The organism is Pseudomonas sp. MDT2-39-1 (assembly GCF_054898085.1).
Map to the genome: position 1 here is coordinate 4,260,791 of NZ_CM142716.1, position 21,099 is coordinate 4,281,889.

A 21,099-nucleotide genomic window follows, 5' to 3' on the forward strand; every position below is an offset into this window, starting at 1 on the left:
GAACCGATCATCTATGATCGGTTCGTGTGTGTTCTTTTCTTTATCGAGCCTTATCCATGAATCAGAACGCTGAGTATTCCGCGGTCAACGATACTGTGCGCGGGCAGTTTTTTCGAAAAGTCTGGGCGATGACCACGCCGTATTGGCGCAGCGAAGAAAAGGGCAAGGCCTGGACGTTGCTGATCGCCGTGATCGCGCTGTCGCTGTTCAGCGTGGCGATTTCGGTGTGGATCAACAGTTGGTACAAGGATTTTTACAATGCCCTGCAAAAGAAGGACGAAGCGGCCTTCTGGCAGCTGATTCTGTATTTCTGCGGGATTGCGGCGGTGGCGATTCTCGGCGCGGTGTATCGGCTCTACCTGACCCAGATGCTGACGATTCGCTGGCGGGCCTGGCTTACCGAACAACACTTCGCCCGATGGTTAGGCAACAAAAACTACTATCAGCTGGAGCAGGGCGGTTACACCGATAACCCGGACCAGCGGATTTCCGAAGACCTCAACAGCTTTACCAGCAATACGCTGGGTCTGGGCTTGGGCCTGATCCGCAACGTTGTCAGCCTGGTGTCGTTCTCGATCATTTTGTGGGGCGTGTCGGGCAGCATCGAAGTGTTCGGTTTCACCATTCCTGGCTACATGTTCTGGTGCGCGCTGGTTTATGCAGCAGTCGGCAGCTGGCTGACGCATGTGATCGGCCGTCGTTTGATTGGCCTCAACAACAATCAACAACGCTTCGAAGCCGACCTGCGTTTCTCCATGGTACGGATTCGCGAGAATGCCGAAAGCATTGCGCTGTACAACGGCGAACCGAATGAAAACCGCCGTTTGAGCAACCGTTTCGGGCTGGTCTGGCACAACTTCTGGGACATCATGAAAGTGTCCAAGCGCCTGACCTTCTTCACCTCCGGTTATGGCCAGATCGCAATCATCTTCCCGTTCATGGTCGCCGCGCCGCGCTACTTCGCCGGCAAGATCGAACTGGGTGAGCTGATGCAAATCAACTCCGCCTTCGGCAACGTTCAAGAGAATTTCAGCTGGTTCATCAGCGCCTACCAGGACTTGGCCGCATGGCGCGCCACCTGCGATCGTCTGCTGAGTTTCCGTCAGGCCATGACCGACAACGAAGAGCGTGCACCGGCCATCGATGTGCAGACTTCGGGTACGGCATTGAAAGTGCACAACCTGGGCCTCGATCTGGCGGACGGTCGCCACTTGCTGACCAACGCCGACATGACCGTGGAGGAGGGCGAGCGCGTCATGCTCAGCGGGCGTTCCGGCAGCGGCAAGTCGACCTTGCTGCGGGCGATGGGGCATTTGTGGCCGGCGGGGCACGGCAGCATTCGCCTGCCGACGGCGCGTTACTTGTTCCTGCCGCAAAAACCGTATCTGCCGATTGGCACGTTGCGCGAGGCGTTGAGTTATCCACAGGCCGGCGAGACCTATCCGCATGAACGATATGTGCATGTGCTGGAGACTTGCCGCTTGCCGCACCTCGTTGCGCGTCTGGACGAAGCCAATCACTGGCAGCGCATGCTGTCGCCGGGTGAACAGCAACGGCTGGCATTCGCCCGTGCGCTGCTCTATGCACCGCAGTGGTTGTATATGGATGAAGCGACGTCGGCGATGGACGAAGAGGATGAAGCGTCGCTGTATCAGGCGTTGATCGATGAGATTCCGGGGCTGAGTATTCTCAGCGTCGGGCATCGCAGCAGCCTGAAGCGTTTCCATCCACGGCATGTGCGCATTGAAAATGGGCATCTGGTGGACCAGACCGTGACCGCCTGAACACCTCCGAACCTGTAGGAGCGAGGCTTGCCCGCGAAGGCCGTTACTCGGTTCCACATGAGAGCCGTGTCACCGTTCTTCGCGGGCAAGCCTCGCTCCTACAAAAGGGGTGATGGTGATCGTACAACCGCGTTGAGCTATGATGCGGTTTCAGCCGCAATTTTCGAGACAGACGTTCACCATGGAAAACCCGATCGACGCACCACGCCTCCCTCGCAAGCGCCGCAGCCTCGCACAGGAATTGGTGACGGTGCTGTCCGAGCAGATCCGCGACGGTCACCTCAAGCGCGGCGACAAATTGCCCACCGAGTCGGCAATCATGGATGCCCATGGCGTCAGCCGCACCGTGGTGCGTGAAGCGATTTCCCGTTTGCAGGCGGCTGGCCAGGTGGAAACCCGCCACGGCATCGGCACCTTCGTGCTCGACACTCCGAGCCCGAGCGGTTTCCGTATCGACCCGGCGACCGTGGTCACCTTGCGGGATGTACTGGCGATCCTGGAACTGCGCATCAGCCTCGAAGTTGAATCCGCCGGCCTCGCCGCACAACGCCGAAGTGCCGAGCAGCTGGCCTTGATGCGCGCCGCGCTGGACGCCTTGAATGAAAGTGTCTCGCATGCCAGCGATGCCGTGGCGTCCGACTTCCAGTTTCACCTGCAAATCGCCTTGGCGACCGGCAACCGCTACTTCACCGACATCATGACCCACCTGGGCACCAGCATCATTCCGCGCACACGTCTGAACTCCGCGCGCCTGGCCCATGACGACCAGCAGCACTACATGAGTCGTCTGAGCCGTGAGCACGAAGAGATATACGACGCGATTGCGCGCCAGGATTCAGATGCGGCGCGGGCGGCGATGCGGTTGCATTTGACGAACAGTCGGGAGCGGCTGCGCCATGCTCATGAAGAGGCTGAGGCGCAGCGCTGATTGTGGTTTATGGTTTTAGTTGAACAACCAGATCAATGGAATCAGCCTGATTACCCGAGGCGCTGGTTACTCTGTATCGCAGCTTGGCAGTGGCATCTGGCACCAGACCTTTTTCAAAGGTCTCTTTCGGGACCGCAAACACCATTACCAAAGGGACGGGCTCCACCCGTTTCGTACCACTCCAGTGGTTTCCAGTTGAGGTCTGTACCGTAAATTCGACCTTATCGCCTACAGTCATATCTCCGTGCGGCGTAACCTCGCCGTGCGCGGGACCTGTCAGCTTGCCAACGTAAAGAACATCATTGTTGGCTTCTTTAAGGACAGGTGCAGGCATAGTTTTCTCTTGCGCAGTCATGATCAAAATCCTTTTAACAATCAAACCGTTTGAAAGGCGCGAGGTGGAAAGCTTCGCTGACGGAGCCGGTTTGTTAACTCCGGAACCATTTAGGCTGCATTGGCAATCGCTGGGCTACTGTCAGAAATTACAGTTCCGACAAACGGTCAGCGGCTATCTGATCAATCAGCTGCCTCAGGGGAAATGCCATCGCGAGCAGGCTCGCTCCCACATTGGGTCAATGGCGCCCACAAATAATGTGTTCACCGAAGATCCCTTGTGGGAGTGAGCCTGCTCGCGATGGGGCCATCGGCTTCAGCCAGTCTTCAGAATCGAGCGATCCACTCGCACGGCCAACTCAGTCGTCACAGATTTAACATCGAACGTCACCCTTCCATGCTTATCCACAACCCCCCGAGCAATCGACACACCCATGGACAACAATTCCAACGGCGCACCCTTCAGCGATTGTCCCGAAGGCAATTCCAGCTTCAATTTGATAGTCATCATCGATCTCCTTATCAGGCCACGTTGCCAGTGGGTTTGTAGTCCTTGAGCAGCAAGTAAGTGCTCCAGCCCCACCAGTCATCGACAGTGGCGGTGTCGTTCAGGTTGTTGACGTCCTTGCGCCGCAGCACTTTGCTGCCTTCTACCCGGAACAGCGGTGAAAAGTTGTTCGCCAGATTCTGCACGGCTTGCAGATCCGGCGTCTTTTTCAAGGCGCCGAAGTTGCCGGGTGCCTGCACTGTGCCACTGAGATACGCCGCAAACACTTCATCCGCCGACACCTGAACCGCCTGATTCACCTGGACGCGATTGGCGCTGTCGATGGCGTCGAAGTAGCGTTTGTCGCCATACGCGCGCCATTGATCGCCGTTGCCGTTGCGCACATTGAGGCCGAACTTGCTGTCTTCGTCGTGCATGAAACGGGTAATCAACGAGCCCAGATCACTTGGCGTTACCACCGCTGCGAGCTGTTTACGCGGCACTCGCAAATGGCCGGCAGAAAACAGATCGGTCAGGTAGTGATCGGCAAACGCGTTCATCGCGTAGGCCAGTTCCAGCTGCTTTTCATCGCCGCTGCTGTGAGCCTTTACCGCTTGTTGCAGCGCCGCGGCATGCCCGGCGATATACGCCAGCAGCGCCCACTCGGCGAAGTGATCGGCATTGTTGGCGGCCAGTTTCAGATAGCGTCCCAATGGAAACAGCGCCGAGACGAAACTGCCGCCGCCGGTGATTTTGTTCCACTCTTCGGACAACGTATCTCCGAGTGCGTCATATGCCTCGTGAGGTTGTTTTCCATCCTTGATCGCCTGTTTAACGGCGGCGATTTCCTTCTGCATGACGCCGAGAATCAGCTTCGCCTCTGCATTGGAGGCAGGCAGTACGGCCAGCGAGTTGAAGGCATTGATAAACCGCTGAATGCGATCGCCAGCGGTGGCGCCTTCGCTGACCGGTTGATGGGGAATGCCATAAAAATCGCCGCCCAGGGCGACGATCTGGCCATAGGTCAGCGCCAGTCCATTGGGTAAATGAAGCGCTACTTGCGAGGCAGGGACAGCGGGGGCGTCCTTGATGAAACGCAGCAGCGTGCTGTCACCGATGGCGGTGTGCTCGCCGCCCTCGAACTTCAGCTGCGGCTTGCCTTTCATGGCTTTGCCGGGCGGAGCGTTAGAGTGTGCGTCTTTATGTTCGGCGATCTGCAGCATCAGCGAACTGTCGGCGGTGATGGCGATTCCGTTTTCGGTAAAAAGATCATCCAGGTTCGCGATGATCTGCTTGGGTTTTTTCTGCGGTTGAGTGTGTAGACCTGACATTTCTAGCTCCTTGATATGTCGTCGGTACGATTCGAAATAACTGTACATATATACAGCTATTCGGAGCTTAGGCGAGAAATCTCCTACGTCAAGAAAATCCCTTTCCGACACAAATTCCGGGCACACCGATGAAATGCAGTTGACGGTTATTATTGAAGTTGTACGATGACCTATAACTCGGCCGTAGGCTAAATGCTTTTCTCACACAAATGTCGCTTCCCAGGATTTTCGAATAATGAATCCACAAGAACTGAAGTCCATCCTCTCTTCCGGCCTGCTGTCTTTCCCGGTCACCGATTTCAATGCCCAGGGCGATTTCCATCGCGCTGGCTACATCAAGCGTCTCGAATGGCTGGCCCCATACGGCGCCACGGCATTGTTCGCTGCGGGCGGCACCGGTGAGTTCTTCTCTCTGGCGGCCAGCGAATACTCGGAAATCATCAAGACTGCCGTCGACACCTGCGAAACCAGCGTGCCGATTCTGGCCGGCGTGGGCGGTTCGACTCGTCAAGCCATCGAATATGCACAGGAAGCCGAGCGTCTGGGCGCCAAAGGCCTGTTGCTGCTGCCGCACTACCTGACCGAGGCCAGCCAGGACGGCGTTGCCGCCCACGTTGAAGCCGTGTGCAAATCGGTGAAAATCGGCGTGGTGGTCTACAACCGCAACGTCTGCCGCCTGACCGCTCCGTTGCTGGAGCGCTTGGCCGAGCGCTGCCCGAACCTGATTGGCTACAAGGATGGCCTGGGTGATATCGAGTTGATGGTGTCGATCCGTCGCCGCCTCGCAGATCGCTTTAGCTATCTGGGCGGTTTGCCGACCGCTGAAGTGTACGCCGCTGCCTACAAGGCCTTGGGTGTGCCGGTTTACTCCTCGGCGGTGTTCAACTTCATCCCGAAAACCGCGATGGATTTCTACCACGCCATTGCCCGCGAAGATCACGCCACCGTTGGCAAGATCATCGACGACTTCTTCCTGCCGTACCTGGACATCCGTAACCGCAAAGCCGGTTACGCGGTGAGCATCGTCAAGGCCGGGGCAAAAATTGCCGGCTATGACGCAGGTCCTGTGCGTGCACCGCTGACCGATCTGCTGCCAGAAGAGTACGAAGCTCTGGCCGCGCTGATCGACAAGCAAGGTGCGCAGTAAAACCCGACAAAACCGAGGCCGCTGAGCAATCAGCGGCTTTTTGCGTGAGGAGATTTTCCCAGTGGCTGATACAAAGCGTTTTGATAACTACATCAACGGCGAATGGGTAGCGGGCAGTGATTACTGCGCCAACATCAACCCGTCTGAACTGACCGATACCATCGGCGATTACGCCAAGGCTGATCTGGCCCAGGTCCACGCCGCCATCGACGCCGCACGCGCGGCGTTCCCGGCCTGGTCCACTTCGGGCATTCAGGCTCGCCACGATTCACTGGATAAAGTCGGCACTGAAATCCTCGCCCGCCGCGAAGAACTCGGCACCTTGCTGGCCAGGGAAGAGGGCAAGACCCTGCCCGAAGCCATCGGCGAAGTGACCCGCGCCGGTAACATCTTCAAGTTTTTCGCCGGTGAATGCCTGCGCTTGTCCGGCGACTACTTGCCGTCGGTGCGTCCGGGTGTGAACGTCGAAGTGACTCGCGAAGCGCTGGGTGTGGTCGGTTTGATCACGCCGTGGAACTTCCCGATCGCGATCCCTGCGTGGAAAATCGCCCCGGCTCTGGCCTACGGCAACTGCGTCGTGCTGAAACCGGCTGATCTGGTGCCGGGTTGCGCCTGGGCGCTGGCCGAAATCATCTCCCGCGCAGGCTTCCCGGCCGGCGTGTTCAACCTGGTGATGGGCAGCGGTCGTGTGGTTGGCGATGCACTGGTGCAGAGCCCGAAAGTCGACGGCATCAGCTTCACCGGTTCCGTCGGTGTCGGTCGTCAGATCGCGGTCAGCTGCGTGTCGCGCCAGGCCAAGGTTCAGCTGGAAATGGGTGGCAAGAACCCGCAGATCATTCTCGACGACGCCGACCTGAAACAAGCGGTCGAGTTGTCGGTACAGAGCGCGTTCTACTCCACCGGCCAGCGTTGCACGGCGTCGAGCCGCTTCATCGTCACCGCCGGGATTCACGACACGTTCGTTGACGCCGTGGCCGAGCGCATGAAGTCGATCAAGGTCGGTCACGCGCTGAAAACCGGCACCGACATTGGTCCGGTGGTTTCACAGGCTCAGCTTGAACAGGACATGAAGTACATCGACATCGGCCAGTCCGAAGGTGCACGTCTGGTCAGCGGCGGCGGTCTGGTGACCTGCGATACCGAGGGCTACTACCTCGCGCCAACCCTGTTTGCCGACAGCGAAGCCGCGATGCGCATCAGCCGTGAAGAGATTTTCGGCCCGGTCGCCAACGTCGTTCGCGTCGCGGATTACGAGGCCGCGCTGGCCATGGCCAACGACACCGAATTCGGTCTGTCCGCGGGCATCGCCACCACATCGTTGAAGTACGCCAACCACTTCAAGCGCCACTCCCAGGCCGGGATGGTGATGGTCAACCTGCCGACGGCGGGCGTGGATTACCACGTTCCATTCGGTGGGCGTAAAGGTTCATCCTATGGATCACGTGAGCAAGGTCGCTATGCACAAGAGTTCTACACCGTGATGAAAACCTCTTACATCGGTTCCTGATACACCGCAATACCTGTGGGAGCTGGCCTGCCAGCGATGGCATCACCGCGGTGTGACTGACATACCGATGTGCCCGTATCGCTGGCAGGCCAGCTCCCACAAAAAACAACACCGTTATTACCCGCATAAAAATAATCAGTGGGAGTACATCTATATGCAATCGACCCAGAAGCCGACTCACGTCCGCTATTTGATCCTGCTCATGCTGTTTCTGGTGACCACGATCAACTACGCCGACCGGGCCACTATCGCCATCGCAGGCTCCAGCCTGCAAAAAGACCTCGGCATCGACGCGGTCACCCTCGGTTACATCTTCTCTGCATTCGGTTGGGCCTACGTGGCCGGGCAAATTCCCGGTGGCTGGCTGCTGGACCGTTTTGGTTCGAAAAAAATCTACGCGCTGAGCATCTTCACCTGGTCGCTGTTCACCGTGCTGCAGGGTTATGTCGGTGAGTTCGGCATGTCCACGGCGGTGGTTGCGCTGTTCATGCTGCGCTTTCTGGTGGGCCTGGCCGAAGTGCCATCCTTCCCCGGTAACGCGCGCATCGTTGCGGCCTGGTTCCCGACGGCAGAGCGCGGTACGGCTTCGGCGATCTTCAACTCGGCGCAATACTTTGCCACCGTGTTGTTTGCACCGCTGATGGGCTGGATCGTTTATAGCTTCGGCTGGCAGCACGTGTTCATCGTCATGGGCGTGATCGGTATCGTCTTCTCGGGTATCTGGCTGAAGGTGATCTACAGCCCGCGTCAGCACCCGATGATCAATGACGCCGAGTTCAAACACATCGCCGACAACGGCGGCATGGTCGACATGGATCAGGACAAAGGCAAAGGCGCCAAGGCCGACGGTCCGAAGTGGGACTACATCCGCCAGTTGCTGACCAACCGCATGATGCTCGGCGTGTACCTTGGCCAATACTGCATCAACGGCATCACCTACTTCTTCCTGACCTGGTTCCCGGTGTACCTGGTGCAGGAACGCGGCATGACCATCCTCAAGGCCGGTTTCATTGCCTCGTTGCCGGCGATCTGCGGCTTCATCGGTGGTGTGCTCGGCGGGGTGATTTCCGATTACCTGCTGCGCAAAGGGCATTCTCTGACCTTCGCCCGCAAGGCGCCGATCATCGCTGGTTTGCTGGTCTCCAGCAGCATCGTGGCGTGCAACTATGTCGATGTTGAATGGATGGTCGTTGGCTTCATGGCCCTGGCCTTCTTCGGCAAAGGCGTGGGTGCGTTGGGTTGGGCCGTGGTGTCCGACACCTCGCCAAAACAGATCGCCGGTCTCAGCGGTGGCTTATTCAACACCTTCGGCAACATTGCTTCGATCACCACGCCAATCGTGATCGGTTACATCATCAGCTCCACCGGTTCGTTCAAATGGGCGCTGGTGTTTGTCGGCTGCAACGCACTGGTGGCGGTGTTCAGCTATCTGGTGATCGTCGGTCCGATCAAACGTGTGGTCCTCAAAGAGCCGCCAGTCAGTGGGCCTGAAACCAATAGCAAATTGTCACAAGCGCATTCTTGAGGAGCGGCGTCATGCAGTTGATTGAACATTCCGACTCGCCGCGCTACATCCGCCTGCACGCGCGGGACAACGTAGTGGTCGTGGTCAACGACCAGGGCGTGCCCGCCGGCACCAAATTTGCGGACGGTCTGGTGACCCTGGACTTCGTGCCACAGAGCCACAAGGTCACCCTGGAAGACATTCCCGAGGGCGGCCAGGTGATTCGTTACGGCCAGACCATTGGCTACGCGTTGCAGCCGATTCCGCGCGGCAGCTGGGTCAAGGAAGATCAACTGCGCATGCCCACCGCGCCACCGCTGGATAACTTGCCGCTGTCCACCGAAGTGCCGGCGGCGCAGGCACCGCTGGAAGGCTTTACGTTCGAGGGTTATCGCAACGCCGACGGCACCGTCGGCACGCGCAACATTCTGGGGATTACCACGACGGTTCAGTGCGTCACTGGCGTGCTCGATCATGCGGTCCAGCGCATCAAGGACGAGTTGCTGCCCAATTACCCGAACGTCGATGACGTGGTCGCGCTGACCCACAGTTACGGCTGTGGCGTGGCGATTACTGCGACTGACGCGTACATCCCGATCCGTACCGTGCGCAACCTGGCGCGTAATCCGAATCTGGGTGGCGAAGCGTTGGTGATCAGCCTCGGCTGCGAGAAATTGCAGGCCGGGCAGGTGATGCACGAGAACGACAGCTCGGTGGATTTGAGCGATCCGTGGCTGTACCGCTTGCAGGATTCCAGTCACGGTTTCACTGAGATGATCGAGCAGATCATGGCGTTGGCCGAGACCCGTTTGAAGAAGCTCGATCAGCGTCGCCGGGAAACGGTGCCGGCGTCCGAGCTGATTCTCGGCATGCAGTGCGGCGGCAGCGATGCGTTTTCCGGCATAACCGCCAACCCGGCGCTGGGTTATGCCTCGGATCTGTTGCTGCGGGCGGGCGCGACGGTGATGTTTTCCGAAGTCACCGAAGTGCGCGACGCCATTTACCTGCTGACGTCCCGTGCGGAAACCGAGGAAGTGGCTCAGGAACTGGTGCGGGAAATGGACTGGTACGACCGCTACCTGGCCAAGGGTGAAGCGGATCGTAGCGCCAACACCACGCCGGGGAACAAGAAGGGCGGTCTGTCGAATATTGTCGAGAAGTCCCTGGGCTCAATCGTCAAATCCGGCAGCAGCGCGATCAATGGGGTACTGGGCCCTGGCGAGCGTTTCAAGCGCAAAGGGCTGATTTTCTGTGCGACCCCGGCCAGTGATTTTGTCTGCGGGACGTTGCAATTGGCAGCGGGGATGAACCTGCATGTGTTCACCACCGGGCGTGGTACGCCTTATGGGTTGGCGATGGCGCCGGTGGTGAAGGTGTCGACCCGGACCGAGCTGGCGCAGCGCTGGCCGGACCTGATCGACATTGATGCCGGGCGGATTGCGACCGGGCGGGCTTCGATTGAAGACCTTGGGTGGGAGTTGTTTCACTACTATCTGGACGTGGCCAGCGGCAAGAAACAGACGGGGGCGGAGCAGCACAAACTGCATAACGACATCACCCTGTTTAATCCGGCGCCAATTACCTGAGATTGTATGGTTGACCCGTGATAGGAGCGGTTCGGCATTCGAACACTCAAGTAGAGTTCATCGTTAGGTGATGCGTAACAATACCGTTTTCCATTGCTACAGTGATTACTAGTTGTCTGTAGTAATGGAAGACGGCTTTGTAAAACTTACGTTTGGCACCGAAAATGCCTTGTCGATCAAGTTTTGGTGCTGTGGTTTTTGGGCTTCCTTGCAGGTGCGTCAGACCTTATTACTGGATGTAGACCACTCAATATTATCCAAGTGAAGGTCAATATCGGTCACTGAATCCTTCATGTGAGAGCCGCGGAAAAATATATGGTCAGCTTGCGATATTGTGAATTTCTGCACTTCGTCGTCGGATGTGATAGGGGTGGCAGATATGACAGTTTCTCCCTTAAGTGCAACTATATAGGCACTATAAGGATCGTCGCTTTTAGTTGTTTTGATCTGGAAATTTACATCTTGTGCCAGTCCTTCAAATGAAAGCAACATTCTGGAGCCCTTTGGCAGAAATAGACATTTCCTGTCGAAGTCAGGCTCGTTGGTAGCAACTATCCCCGAACTGGGTTCGCTCGGTTGAGCTTCGATAGTAACGGTTAGTTTGCTATTAAATGTCACTGTTTCATTTGTTTTAAAGGACTGGAAACTTTCCTTTTCGAAGTCCTCCTCGTTATTAGCTAAGACAGCGCCGGTTTTTGAAGCGTCTGAAAATTTATCGCCTGATGATTGAACTGACATGTTTGTAACTCCTGTGAATTGTTTTAGGTTGCGGAGTTATTTAGTACTGGCGACAGAGAGTTGGCTACTGTCAGATCTGACAGTAGCGACGAACGGTCATGAGCAGATGACCTGTGCTAAACGAATGTGTTTAGAGAAAATCAGAGCAGGACGTGGCCTTGCCCGCGAAGTCGTTCTCTACACGCAAACGTCCCCAGTCGCTTATCATTAGCCCCCTAACGACGCTCACCCAAGGTTACCCCCGGCATGCTGGCTATCTTCCTCGAAACCCTGAACATCACCGCGCCGGTGTTTGCCATGCTGTTTCTGGGTGTGGTGCTCAAACGCATCAACTGGATCAACGACAACTTCATCCACACCGCCTCGGCCCTGGTGTTCAACGTCACCATGCCGGCGTTGCTGTTTCTGGGCATCCTGCATGCCGACCTGCACGCCGCGCTGCAACCGGCGCTGCTGATCTATTTCTCGCTCGCCACCCTGGTGGGTTTCGCCATCGCCTGGGGCTGGGCGATCTGGAAGTGCCCGCGCGAAGACCGGGGGATCTACACCCAGGGTGCATTTCGCGGCAACAACGGCGTCATTGGCCTCGCATTGGCGGCGAGCATGTACGGCGACTACGGGATTTCCCTCGGGGCGATTCTCGCGGCGTTGGTGATCCTGTTTTACAACACGCTCTCGACCATTGTGCTGGCGGTGTACAGCCCGGTGATCAAGTCCGATCCGTGGAGCATCTGCAAAAGCGTGATGGTCAACCCGCTGATCATCAGCGTGTTTGTGGCGGCACCGTTTGCCTATTTCAAGATCGGCTTGCCGGGATGGCTGGAGACATCCGGTCAGTACCTGGCACAAACCACGTTGCCATTGGCGCTGATTTGCATCGGTGGCACGTTGTCGCTGGCAGCGATGCGCAAAAGCGGCTCGATGGCGCTGAGTTCAAGCCTGGTGAAGATGATCGGCCTGCCGGTGCTGGCGACGCTGGGGGCGTGGCTATGGGGCTTTCGCGGGGCGGAGTTGGGGATTCTGTTTCTGTACTTCGGCAGCCCGACGGCGGCGGCCAGTTTTGTCATGGCCCGTCAGGCGGATGGCAATCATGAACTGGCGGCGGCGATCATCGTCATCACCACGTTGATGGCGGCGGTCACCACCAACATCGGGATTTTTTTGTTGCAGTGGGGTGGGTGGATTTAACGTCAGATTTTTTTGTGTTCTTTAAATCGCCTTCGCGGGCAAGCCTCGCTCCTACAGGTCCGTGTCGTGCGGGGGAAATATTTACGACTCGGACTTGTAGGAGCGAGGCTTGCCCGCGAAGGCGATAGACCCTCTTACTCAGGCTTCTGATAGGTGTCGATCACTTCCTGCGCCGCGCGAAACGCATCGATCGCCGCCGGCACACCGGCATACACCGCGCAATGCAGCAGCGCCTCACGAATCTCTTCCACGGTGCAGCCGTTGTTCAGCGCACCGCGCACGTGACCTTTCAGTTCCTGCGGGCACTTCAACGCGGTCAGCGCGGCGAGGGTGATCAGGCTGCGGGTTTTCAGCGGCAGACCTTCGCGATTCCACACACCGCCCCACGCGTGTTCATTGACGAAGTCCTGCAACGGCTGGGTGAACTCGGTGGCATTGCCCAGCGCGCGGTCGACGAACGCATCGCCCATCACTTGGCGGCGGACTTCAACGCCAGGCTTCTTATTGTCGGTCATGGCATTTCCCTCTTGTGGTGTTGGCGACGCCAGGCGCGCAGTGATGTGAACAGCAGATAGGCCACCAGCGCCGGCAGGACGAAAAACAGCATCAGGTGTTCAAGCTTGCCGGCCAGTGGCATGCCGGTAGTGAACGACACCACGTGCAGACCGTAAGCGAGATACAGTCCCAAAAACAGCAGACCTTCGGCGCGGGTCACCCGGTAACCGGTGTAGAACAGCGGCAGGCACAGCATCGCGACACCGAGCATCACCGGCAAGTCGAAATCCAGGGCATTGGGCGAGACCGACAGCGGCGAGGGTGCGACGAGCGCGGTCAGGCCGAGCACGCCCAAAAGGTTGAACAGGTTGCTGCCGATCACGTTGCCCACGGCAATGTCCCGTTGACCGCGCAATGCGGCGATCAATGAAGTGGCCAGTTCCGGCAGGGACGTGCTGATGGCGACGATGGTCAGGCCGATGATCCGCTCCGACAGCCCCAGATCGGTCGCGACCGCCACGGCGGCGCCCAGCAACAAGTGGCCGGCGTAGACCAGCATCGCCAGTCCGGCGACGATCATCAGCAAGCTGCTGAACCACGGCACCTGGTGTGTTTCATCATGGGAGGGCGGACGGGTCGAGTTCCGCGACTGGCGCAGCAGCAAGCCCAGATACAGCGCCAGTGCGGCCAGCAGAATCATGCCGTCCACGCGGTTCAGCTCTTCATTCCACGCCAATACAAACACCAGCAGGCTGGCGCCGATCATCAGCGGAATATCCAGGCGCACCAGTTGGCGGGAAACCCGCAACGGAATGATCAGCGCCGAGAGCCCGAGGGTGACGAGGATGTTGAAGATGCTGCTGCCGATCACGCTGCCGACGGCGATGTCGGCGTTTTGCGCCAGGGTGGCTTGCAGGCTGACCGCCATTTGCGGTGCGCTGCTGCCCAAGGCGACGATGGTCAGGCCGATGATCAGCGGCCGCACTTGCAAGCGCGCAGCCAAGCGCACGGCGCCACGGACCATCAGCTCGGCACCGGCGATCAGCAACAGCAGGCCGCCGAGCAACTCAATCACGCTGATCAGGGGTAAATCGGCAAGTCCGAAAATGGTCGGGGCTCCGTCTGTTAATCGTCGATGGCTTGCACGCGAACACGCGCAGTCCCGCTACGGAGCATACCCAGTTGTTCGGCGGCCTCGTGTGAAAGATCAATCAGGCGTCCACGGGTGTGCGGCCCGCGATCGTTGATACGGACCACGCAGGACTTGTCGTTGTTCAGATTGGTGACCTTCACCCGCGTGCCGAACGGCAACTGGCGGTGGGCGGCGGTCAGGGAATTCTTGTTGAAAACCTCGCCACTGGCGGTGCGTTTACCTTGGTGTTTGGCGCCGTAATACGAGGCAACGCCGGTCTTGTCATAGCCGTGTGGATCGATGGCATCGGTGCTGGCGCAACCGGCCAGCAAAGAGAGCAGGGCGCAGGCACCCAGTAGACGCTTCATTCAAAGGTTCCCACATACGAATGTGGGAGCGGGCTTGCTCGCGAAGAGGCCATCACATTCAACTTAACTGTTGGCTGTAATACCGCCTTCGCGAGCAAGCCCGCTCCCACAGGGATTTGAGCCAGGCTTGGGATCTGGCTCAACGCTCATCAGCCTTCGAGCTTGCTTTTCAGCAGTTCGTTGACCTGTTGCGGGTTGGCCTTGCCTTTGGAGGCTTTCATGGCCTGTCCGACGAAGAAGCCGAACATCTTGCCGCGTTTGGCTTCGTCTGCCGCACGGTATTGCTCGACCTGCTCGGCGTTGGCCGCCAGCATGTCGTCCAGCACCGCGGAGATCGCGCCGCTGTCGGTCACTTGCTTCAGGCCGCGCTTGTCGATGATCTCGTCCGCGCTACCTTCGCCGTTGGCCATCGCTTCGAACACGACCTTGGCGATTTTGCCGGAGATGGTGTTGTCCTTGATGCGCAGCAGCATGCCGCCCAGTTGCTCGGCCGAGACCGGCGACTGGTCGATTTCCACGCCTTGCTTGTTCAGCAGGCTGCCCAATTCAACCATGACCCAGTTGGCCGCCAGCTTGGCGTCGCCGCTGATGCTCACGACTTTCTCGAAGTAATCGGCTTGCTCGCGGCTGGTGGCCAGGACGCTGGCGTCATACACCGACAGACCGAATTGCGCCTGGAAGCGCTCGCGTTTCTGCGGTGGCAATTCCGGCAGGGTGGCGCGCACGTCGTCGAGGAACGAGTCCTCGATGACCACTGGCAGCAGGTCCGGATCGGGGAAGTAACGGTAGTCGTTGGCTTCCTCTTTGCTGCGCATCGGACGGGTTTCGTCCTTGTTCGGATCGTACAGGCGAGTCTGCTGGATCACCTTGCCGCCGTCTTCGATCAGCTCGATCTGACGGCGCACTTCGCTGTTGATCGCCTTCTCGATGAAGCGGAACGAGTTGACGTTCTTGATCTCGCAGCGGGTGCCATATTCAGCCTGGCCCTTCGGACGGATCGACACGTTGCAGTCGCAACGCAGCGAGCCTTCGGCCATGTTGCCGTCGCAGATGCCGAGGTAACGCACCAGCGCGTGGATGGTCTTGACGTAGGCCACGGCTTCCTTGGCGCTGCGCATGTCCGGCTCGGAAACGATTTCCAGCAGCGGCGTACCGGCACGGTTCAGGTCGATGCCGGTGGCACCGTTGAACTCTTCGTGCAGGCTTTTGCCGGCGTCTTCTTCCAGGTGCGCACGGGTGACGCCGACACGTTTGATCGTGCCGTCTTCCATGGCGATGTCCAGGTGGCCCTTGCCGACGATCGGCAATTCCATCTGGCTGATCTGGTAGCCCTTCGGCAGGTCCGGGTAAAAATAGTTCTTACGGGCGAACACGTTGTGCTGGCCGATTTCGGCATCGATGGCCAGGCCGAACATCACCGCCATGCGCACCGCTTCCTGGTTCAGCACCGGCAATACGCCGGGCATGCCGAGGTCAACCAGGCTGGCCTGGGTGTTCGGCTCGGAACCGAAAGTGGTGGAGCTACCGGAAAAGATTTTCGACCGGGTGGTGAGCTGGGTGTGAATCTCCAGCCCGATCACGACTTCCCATTGCATGTGTTTCTCCTCAGAAGCCTAAACAGGGGATTTTGAAACGTCGCGAGCGAAGGTAAGGCAAGGCGAAAACTGGCGAGTAAGCGGAGTTGACTTTAGTCAATGAGCATTACGAGCCAGTTTTCAACGCTGCATTACCGAGCGCAGCAGTTTCAAAACCCCTGTGGGGTGCGGGTGTGCCAGTCAGTGTGTAACTGATACTGATGGGCAACGTTCAACAGGCGGCCTTCCTGGAAATACGGGGCGAGCAGTTGCACGCCGACCGGCAGACCATCGACAAAACCGGCTGGCATGGACAAGCCCGGCAGGCCCGCGAGGTTGGCGGTGATGGTGTAGACGTCTTCCAGGTACGCAGCAACCGGGTCGCTGTTCTTGGCGCCGAGCTTCCAGGCCGGGTTCGGCGTGGTTGGGCCGAGGATGATGTCGACCTCATTGAAGGCCGCCATGAAGTCGTTCTTGATCAAGCGACGAATCTTCTGCGCCTTCAGGTAATAAGCATCGTAGTAACCGGCCGACAGCGCGTAGGCACCGACCATGATCCGGCGCTGCACTTCCGGGCCGAAACCTTCGCCACGGGAACGCTTGTACAGGTCTTCCAGATTCTTCGGATCTTCGCAGCGATGGCCGAAGCGCACGCCGTCGAAACGCGACAGATTGGACGAGGCTTCCGCCGGGGCGATCACGTAGTACGCAGGAATCGCATGCTGCATGTTCGGCAGGCTGATTTCCTTGATTACGGCGCCAAGCTTTTTCAGCTCTTCGACACTGGCCATGACCAGGTCGGCGATGCGCGGGTCCAGGCCGGCGCTGAAGTATTCCTTCGGCACGCCGATGCGCAGACCTTGCAGCGAACCGTTGAGGCCGGCGCTGTAATCAGGCACGGGCTCGTCGATGCTGGTGGAATCCTGCGGGTCGAAACCGGCCATGCCTTGCAGCAGGATCGCGCAGTCTTCGGCGGTGCGGGCCAGAGGGCCGCCCTGATCGAGGCTGGAGGCGTAGGCGATCATGCCCCAGCGCGAAACGCGACCGTACGTCGGTTTCAGGCCGGTGAGGTTGGTCAGTGCGGCGGGCTGTCGGATCGAGCCGCCCGTGTCGGTGCCGGTGGCCGCAGGCAGCAGGCGTGCGGCAACCGCAGCCGCCGAACCGCCGGACGAACCGCCCGGTACGTGTTCCAGGTTCCACGGGTTTTTCACCGGGCCGTAGTAGCTCGATTCGTTGGCCGAACCCATGGCGAATTCGTCCATGTTGGTCTTGCCCAGGGTCACGGCCCCGGCGGTGGCCAGCTTGGCAACGACAGTGGCGTCGTACGGTGCTTTAAAGTTGTCGAGCATCTTCGAACCGCAGCTGGTGCGGATGCCCTGAGTGCAGAACAAGTCTTTGTGCGCGATCGGCGCGCCGAGCAGGGCGCCGCTCTCACCCTTGGCACGGCGTGCGTCAGCGGCTTTCGCCTGCTGGAGCGCCAGGTCTTCGGTGAGGCTGATGAAGCTGTTGAGCTGAGGATCGAGCTGGGCGATACGCGCCAGCAGAGTTTTGGTCAGCTCTTCGGAAGAAAACTTTTTATCGGCGAGTCCGCGGGCGATCTCGGCCAGAGTCAATTGATGCATTGCAGGCTCTTTCCCTTTAGTCGATGACTTTCGGAACCAGGTACAGGCCGTTTTCGACCGCTGGTGCGATGGACTGATAGGCCTCGCGATGATTGGTCTCGGTCACGACGTCTGCACGCAGGCGCTGGCTGGCTTCCAGTGGGTGGGCGAGCGGCTCGATACCGTCGGTATTGACCGCCTGCATTTCGTCAACCAGCCCCAGAATGCTGTTCAGGGCCGAAGTGATGTGTGGAAGATCGGCATCATTGAGGCCAAGACAGGCCAAATGAGCGATTTTTTCCACGTCGGAGCGTTCAAGCGCCATGGGAATCTCCAGTGGAAAACAGAACGGACGGCGTCCGTGTGTTAGATTGTCGGAACACTACCGCATTTCTACGGTCATAAGGCCGCGATTGTGGGGGTTGGTGCACAGAAAAGCGGCCAATTTAACATATTGGCGCCTTGCCCAAAATCCCTGTCGTTGTTAGAGTTTGCCGCACTTTTTTACCCACGCGTTGCCTAGGGTCCCTTTCCCATGTTCAAGAAACTGCGTGGCATGTTTTCCAGCGATCTTTCCATTGACCTGGGCACTGCCAACACCCTTATTTACGTGCGCGAGCGCGGTATCGTCCTGAATGAGCCATCGGTTGTGGCTATTCGGACACACGGTAACCAGAAAAGTGTCGTTGCTGTCGGCACCGAGGCGAAGCGCATGCTCGGCCGTACGCCGGGCAACATTGCTGCCATTCGTCCGATGAAGGACGGCGTCATTGCCGACTTCAGCGTCTGCGAAAAGATGCTGCAATACTTTATCAACAAGGTTCACGAAAACAGCTTCCTGCAGCCTAGCCCGCGGGTGCTGATCTGCGTTCCGTGCAAATCCACCCAGGTTGAGCGTCGTGCCATCCGTGAATCGGCCCTTGGCGCCGGTGCTCGCGAAGTGTTCCTGATCGAAGAGCCAATGGCTGCTGCGATCGGTGCCGGCCTGCCGGTTGAAGAAGCACGCGGTTCGATGGTCGTCGATATCGGTGGCGGTACCACTGAAATCGCACTGATCTCCCTGAACGGTGTGGTTTACGCCGAATCCGTACGGGTTGGCGGCGACCGCTTCGACGAAGCGATCATCACCTACGTGCGTCGCAACTACGGCAGCCTGATCGGTGAATCCACCGCTGAGCGCATCAAGCAGGAAATCGGTACGGCCTACCCGGGCGGCGAAGTTCGTGAAGTCGACGTTCGTGGCCGTAACCTGGCCGAAGGCGTTCCACGTGCCTTCACCCTGAACTCCAATGAAGTGCTGGAAGCTCTGCAAGAGTCCCTGGCCACCATCGTTCAGGCCGTGAAAAGTGCGCTGGAGCAATCGCCTCCGGAACTGGCTTCCGATATCGCCGAACGTGGCCTGGTACTGACCGGTGGTGGCGCCTTGCTGCGTGACCTCGACAAGTTGCTGGCCCAGGAAACAGGTCTGCCGGTGATCGTTGCCGAAGATCCGCTGACCTGCGTTGCTCGCGGCGGTGGCCGTGCATTGGAAATGATGGATAAACACACCATGGACCTGCTTTCAAGCGAGTGATCTCGCTGGTTGCATCTATGCTGTGGCGCGCAGGCAGCACTTTGCAGTGCTGCCTGTTGGCGTTTATCTTCTGTCACTCTGCATCCAGGCCGGTTTGATGCCGTATGAATAAAGAAAACAATTGCCTGGGAGGAGCGGCTTATTAAACCGCTTTTCACCAAAGGGCCTTCACTGGGCGTGCGCTTGTTGGTGCTGGTCGTGCTATCGGTCGCGCTGATGGTGGTCGATGCCCGCTTCACACTGCTCAAGCCAGTGCGTAGCCAGATGTCGCTGGTGCTGATGCAGTCTTACTGGATCACCGACCTGCCGCAGCGGCTATGGCAGGGTGTGGCCAGCCAATTCGGCAGCCGTACCGAGCTTGTCGCCGAAAACGAAAAACTCAAGACCGAAAACCTGCTGTTGCAGGGCCGCATGCAAAAGCTTGCCGCCCTCACCGAGCAGAACGTTCGGCTGCGCGAGTTGCTCAATTCCTCTGCGCTGGTCAACGAGAAGGTCGAAGTGGCCGAGTTGATCGGCATGGACCCCAACCCGTTCACCCATCGCATCATCATCAACAAAGGTGAGCGCGACGGTGTGGTCCTCGGTCAGCCGGTGCTCGATGCCCGCGGCCTGATGGGCCAGGTGGTCGAGTTGATGCCGTACACCTCCCGCGTGCTGCTGTTGACTGACACCACCCACAGCATTCCGGTGCAGGTAAACCGCAACGGGCTGCGGGCGATTGCCAGTGGCACCGGCAACCCGGAACGCCTGGAATTGCGTCACGTCGCTGATACGGCTGATATCAAGGAAGGTGATCTGCTGGTCAGTTCCGGCCTCGGTCAGCGGTTCCCGGCCGGGTATCCGGTGGCGACGGTCAAGGAAGTGATCCACGATTCCGGCCAGCCGTTTGCCATTGTGCGTGCTGTGCCGACCGCCGCGTTGAACCGCAGCCGTTACTTGCTGCTGGTGTTCACTGACGGCCGCACCGCCGAAGAGCGGGCCAACGACGCTGCCCAGGCGCAAGAAGCGCTGGACCAGCACGGTGGTGGGCCGATCATTCCGGCGACCGTTCCAAAACCAGTGCCTGCCACCGTCGTGGTGCCCGCCGCAGCCGCAGCCGCAGCGCCCGCTGCAACTCCAGCGGCACCGGCACCGGCACCGGCGACTACCCCGGCCAAACCTGCACATCCCGCAGCCGCCAAGCCGCCAGCATCGCAACCTGCCGCAACCAAACCGCCAGCCGCTCAACCGGCTGCGGTGAAGCCTGCCGCCAAACCGCCTGTCTCCGCACCGGCTTCCACTGGGGGACGAGAATAATGGTCGGTGCTACCGCATCCCGAAATGGCTGGATGATCTGGCTGACGTTTGCCATTGGCCTGCTGCTCAGCGTTTCGCCGCTGCCGCAATTCATGGAAATCCTCCGTCCGCTGTGGCTGGCCTTGCTGCTGGCTTTCTGGGCGTTGTACTTGCCGCAGAAAGTCGGGATGGTCACCGCCTGGTGCCTGGGCCTGGCCGAAGACGTGCTCTACGGCACATTACTGGGCCAGAACGCGTTGATTCTGTGCCTGATCACCTTTCTGGTGCTGTCGTTGCAACAGCGCCTGCGCATGTTCCCGATGTGGCAACAGAGCCTGGTGATCCTGGTGATCTTCGGCCTCGCGCAGCTTGTTCAACTCTGGCTGAGCGCCTTGACCGGCAACCGTCAGCCAACCCTGGCGCTAGTGCTGCCGGCCTTGGTCAGCGCCTTGCTCTGGCCTTGGATCAGCTACGGTTTGCGCGGTTTGCGTCGACGCTACAAGATCAATTAATTCGGTCAGGCATCTGCCAATACCTCGACAGGGAGA

General features: G+C 58.9%; 21 protein-coding genes. 11 read left to right on the forward strand and 10 right to left on the reverse strand.

Going from position 1 to position 21,099, the window contains the following annotated elements:
• Positions 1-56: 56 nt before the first annotated feature.
• Positions 57-1,784, forward strand: a complete 1,728-nt coding sequence (locus ACYZTM_RS19870; RefSeq protein ID WP_131063122.1) for an ABC transporter ATP-binding protein/permease — start codon at positions 57-59, stop codon at positions 1,782-1,784.
• A 181-nt stretch (positions 1,785-1,965) separates the two neighbouring features.
• The gene (locus ACYZTM_RS19875) at positions 1,966-2,712 is read left to right on the forward strand and encodes a FadR/GntR family transcriptional regulator (RefSeq protein WP_461979473.1); all 747 of its coding nucleotides are present in this window, start codon (positions 1,966-1,968) and stop codon (positions 2,710-2,712) included.
• Between the two features lie 7 nt (positions 2,713-2,719).
• Here ACYZTM_RS19875 and ACYZTM_RS19880 read toward each other — a convergent pair whose 3' ends face one another.
• Positions 2,720-3,067, reverse strand: a complete 348-nt coding sequence (locus tag ACYZTM_RS19880) for a hypothetical protein (protein ID WP_461984212.1) — start codon at positions 3,065-3,067, stop codon at positions 2,720-2,722.
• Between ACYZTM_RS19880 and ACYZTM_RS19885 the strand changes: the two genes are divergently transcribed.
• Positions 3,066-3,335: a hypothetical protein gene (locus tag ACYZTM_RS19885; RefSeq protein ID WP_461984214.1), complete on the forward strand. Its 270-nt coding sequence runs from the start codon at positions 3,066-3,068 to the stop codon at positions 3,333-3,335. The two genes, ACYZTM_RS19880 and ACYZTM_RS19885, sit on opposite strands and share 2 nt — an antisense overlap.
• A gap of 26 nt (positions 3,336-3,361) precedes the next feature.
• On the opposite strand, the gene ACYZTM_RS19890 is transcribed toward ACYZTM_RS19885, so the two are convergent.
• Positions 3,362-3,553: a hypothetical protein gene (locus ACYZTM_RS19890; protein ID WP_131063125.1), complete on the reverse strand. Its 192-nt coding sequence runs from the start codon at positions 3,551-3,553 to the stop codon at positions 3,362-3,364.
• Between the two features lie 14 nt (positions 3,554-3,567).
• On the reverse strand, positions 3,568-4,863 hold the full coding sequence (locus ACYZTM_RS19895) for a phospholipase (RefSeq protein WP_461984216.1): 1,296 nt from the start codon (positions 4,861-4,863) through the stop codon (positions 3,568-3,570).
• 235 nt (positions 4,864-5,098) lie between these two features.
• On the opposite strand from ACYZTM_RS19895, the gene kdgD reads away from it, so the two are divergent.
• The 4 genes from kdgD (at position 5,099) to garD (ending at position 10,607) form a co-directional block, all read left to right on the forward strand.
• Positions 5,099-6,010: a 5-dehydro-4-deoxyglucarate dehydratase gene (gene kdgD / locus ACYZTM_RS19900; protein WP_461984218.1), complete on the forward strand. Its 912-nt coding sequence runs from the start codon at positions 5,099-5,101 to the stop codon at positions 6,008-6,010.
• Positions 6,011-6,071: 61 nt separating this feature from the next.
• A complete protein-coding gene (locus ACYZTM_RS19905) occupies positions 6,072-7,517 on the forward strand; it encodes an aldehyde dehydrogenase family protein (RefSeq protein ID WP_461984220.1) in 1,446 nt (481 codons plus the stop codon).
• 52 nt (positions 7,518-7,569) lie between these two features.
• The gene (locus tag ACYZTM_RS19910; protein ID WP_461984222.1) at positions 7,570-9,042 is read left to right on the forward strand and encodes an MFS transporter; all 1,473 of its coding nucleotides are present in this window, start codon (positions 7,570-7,572) and stop codon (positions 9,040-9,042) included.
• A gap of 11 nt (positions 9,043-9,053) precedes the next feature.
• The gene (gene garD / locus ACYZTM_RS19915) at positions 9,054-10,607 is read left to right on the forward strand and encodes a galactarate dehydratase (RefSeq protein ID WP_461984224.1); all 1,554 of its coding nucleotides are present in this window, start codon (positions 9,054-9,056) and stop codon (positions 10,605-10,607) included.
• Positions 10,608-10,826: 219 nt separating this feature from the next.
• Here the strand turns inward: garD and ACYZTM_RS19920 are convergent, their stop codons facing one another.
• Complete coding sequence (locus tag ACYZTM_RS19920) at positions 10,827-11,345, reverse strand: hypothetical protein (RefSeq protein WP_461984226.1); 519 nt, start codon at positions 11,343-11,345, stop codon at positions 10,827-10,829.
• Positions 11,346-11,591: 246 nt separating this feature from the next.
• Between ACYZTM_RS19920 and ACYZTM_RS19925 the strand changes: the two genes are divergently transcribed.
• On the forward strand, positions 11,592-12,533 hold the full coding sequence (locus ACYZTM_RS19925; RefSeq protein ID WP_461984229.1) for an AEC family transporter: 942 nt from the start codon (positions 11,592-11,594) through the stop codon (positions 12,531-12,533).
• A 134-nt stretch (positions 12,534-12,667) separates the two neighbouring features.
• Here ACYZTM_RS19925 and ACYZTM_RS19930 read toward each other — a convergent pair whose 3' ends face one another.
• The 6 genes from ACYZTM_RS19930 to gatC form a co-directional block, all read right to left on the reverse strand.
• Positions 12,668-13,048, reverse strand: coding sequence for a carboxymuconolactone decarboxylase family protein (locus ACYZTM_RS19930; protein WP_095129461.1), 381 nt, complete (start codon positions 13,046-13,048; stop codon positions 12,668-12,670).
• On the reverse strand, positions 13,045-14,103 hold the full coding sequence (locus tag ACYZTM_RS19935; protein ID WP_131061229.1) for a calcium/sodium antiporter: 1,059 nt from the start codon (positions 14,101-14,103) through the stop codon (positions 13,045-13,047). The genes ACYZTM_RS19930 and ACYZTM_RS19935 overlap by 4 nt, the downstream gene beginning before the upstream one ends.
• Positions 14,104-14,153: 50 nt before the next feature.
• The gene (locus tag ACYZTM_RS19940) at positions 14,154-14,528 is read right to left on the reverse strand and encodes a septal ring lytic transglycosylase RlpA family protein (RefSeq protein WP_131061228.1); all 375 of its coding nucleotides are present in this window, start codon (positions 14,526-14,528) and stop codon (positions 14,154-14,156) included.
• Between the two features lie 149 nt (positions 14,529-14,677).
• Entirely contained in the window at positions 14,678-16,123 is a 1,446-nt protein-coding gene (gene gatB, locus ACYZTM_RS19945) for an Asp-tRNA(Asn)/Glu-tRNA(Gln) amidotransferase subunit GatB (RefSeq protein WP_131061227.1), read from the reverse strand.
• Between the two features lie 149 nt (positions 16,124-16,272).
• Entirely contained in the window at positions 16,273-17,724 is a 1,452-nt protein-coding gene (gene gatA / locus ACYZTM_RS19950) for an Asp-tRNA(Asn)/Glu-tRNA(Gln) amidotransferase subunit GatA (RefSeq protein ID WP_131061226.1), read from the reverse strand.
• 16 nt (positions 17,725-17,740) lie between these two features.
• The gene (gene gatC / locus ACYZTM_RS19955; protein ID WP_007901429.1) at positions 17,741-18,028 is read right to left on the reverse strand and encodes an Asp-tRNA(Asn)/Glu-tRNA(Gln) amidotransferase subunit GatC; all 288 of its coding nucleotides are present in this window, start codon (positions 18,026-18,028) and stop codon (positions 17,741-17,743) included.
• Positions 18,029-18,238: 210 nt separating this feature from the next.
• Between gatC and mreB the strand changes: the two genes are divergently transcribed.
• The 3 genes from mreB (at position 18,239) to mreD (ending at position 21,063) form a co-directional block, all read left to right on the forward strand.
• Positions 18,239-19,276, forward strand: a complete 1,038-nt coding sequence (mreB, locus tag ACYZTM_RS19960) for a rod shape-determining protein MreB (protein WP_002555108.1) — start codon at positions 18,239-18,241, stop codon at positions 19,274-19,276.
• Between the two features lie 141 nt (positions 19,277-19,417).
• Positions 19,418-20,572, forward strand: coding sequence for a rod shape-determining protein MreC (gene mreC, locus ACYZTM_RS19965; RefSeq protein WP_131061225.1), 1,155 nt, complete (start codon positions 19,418-19,420; stop codon positions 20,570-20,572).
• Positions 20,572-21,063 carry a rod shape-determining protein MreD gene (gene mreD / locus ACYZTM_RS19970; RefSeq protein WP_109627971.1) on the forward strand — a complete coding sequence of 164 codons (492 nt, stop codon included), beginning with the start codon at positions 20,572-20,574 and terminating at the stop codon, positions 21,061-21,063. Before mreC ends, mreD begins: the two co-directional genes overlap by 1 nt.
• Positions 21,064-21,099 lie beyond the last annotated feature (36 nt).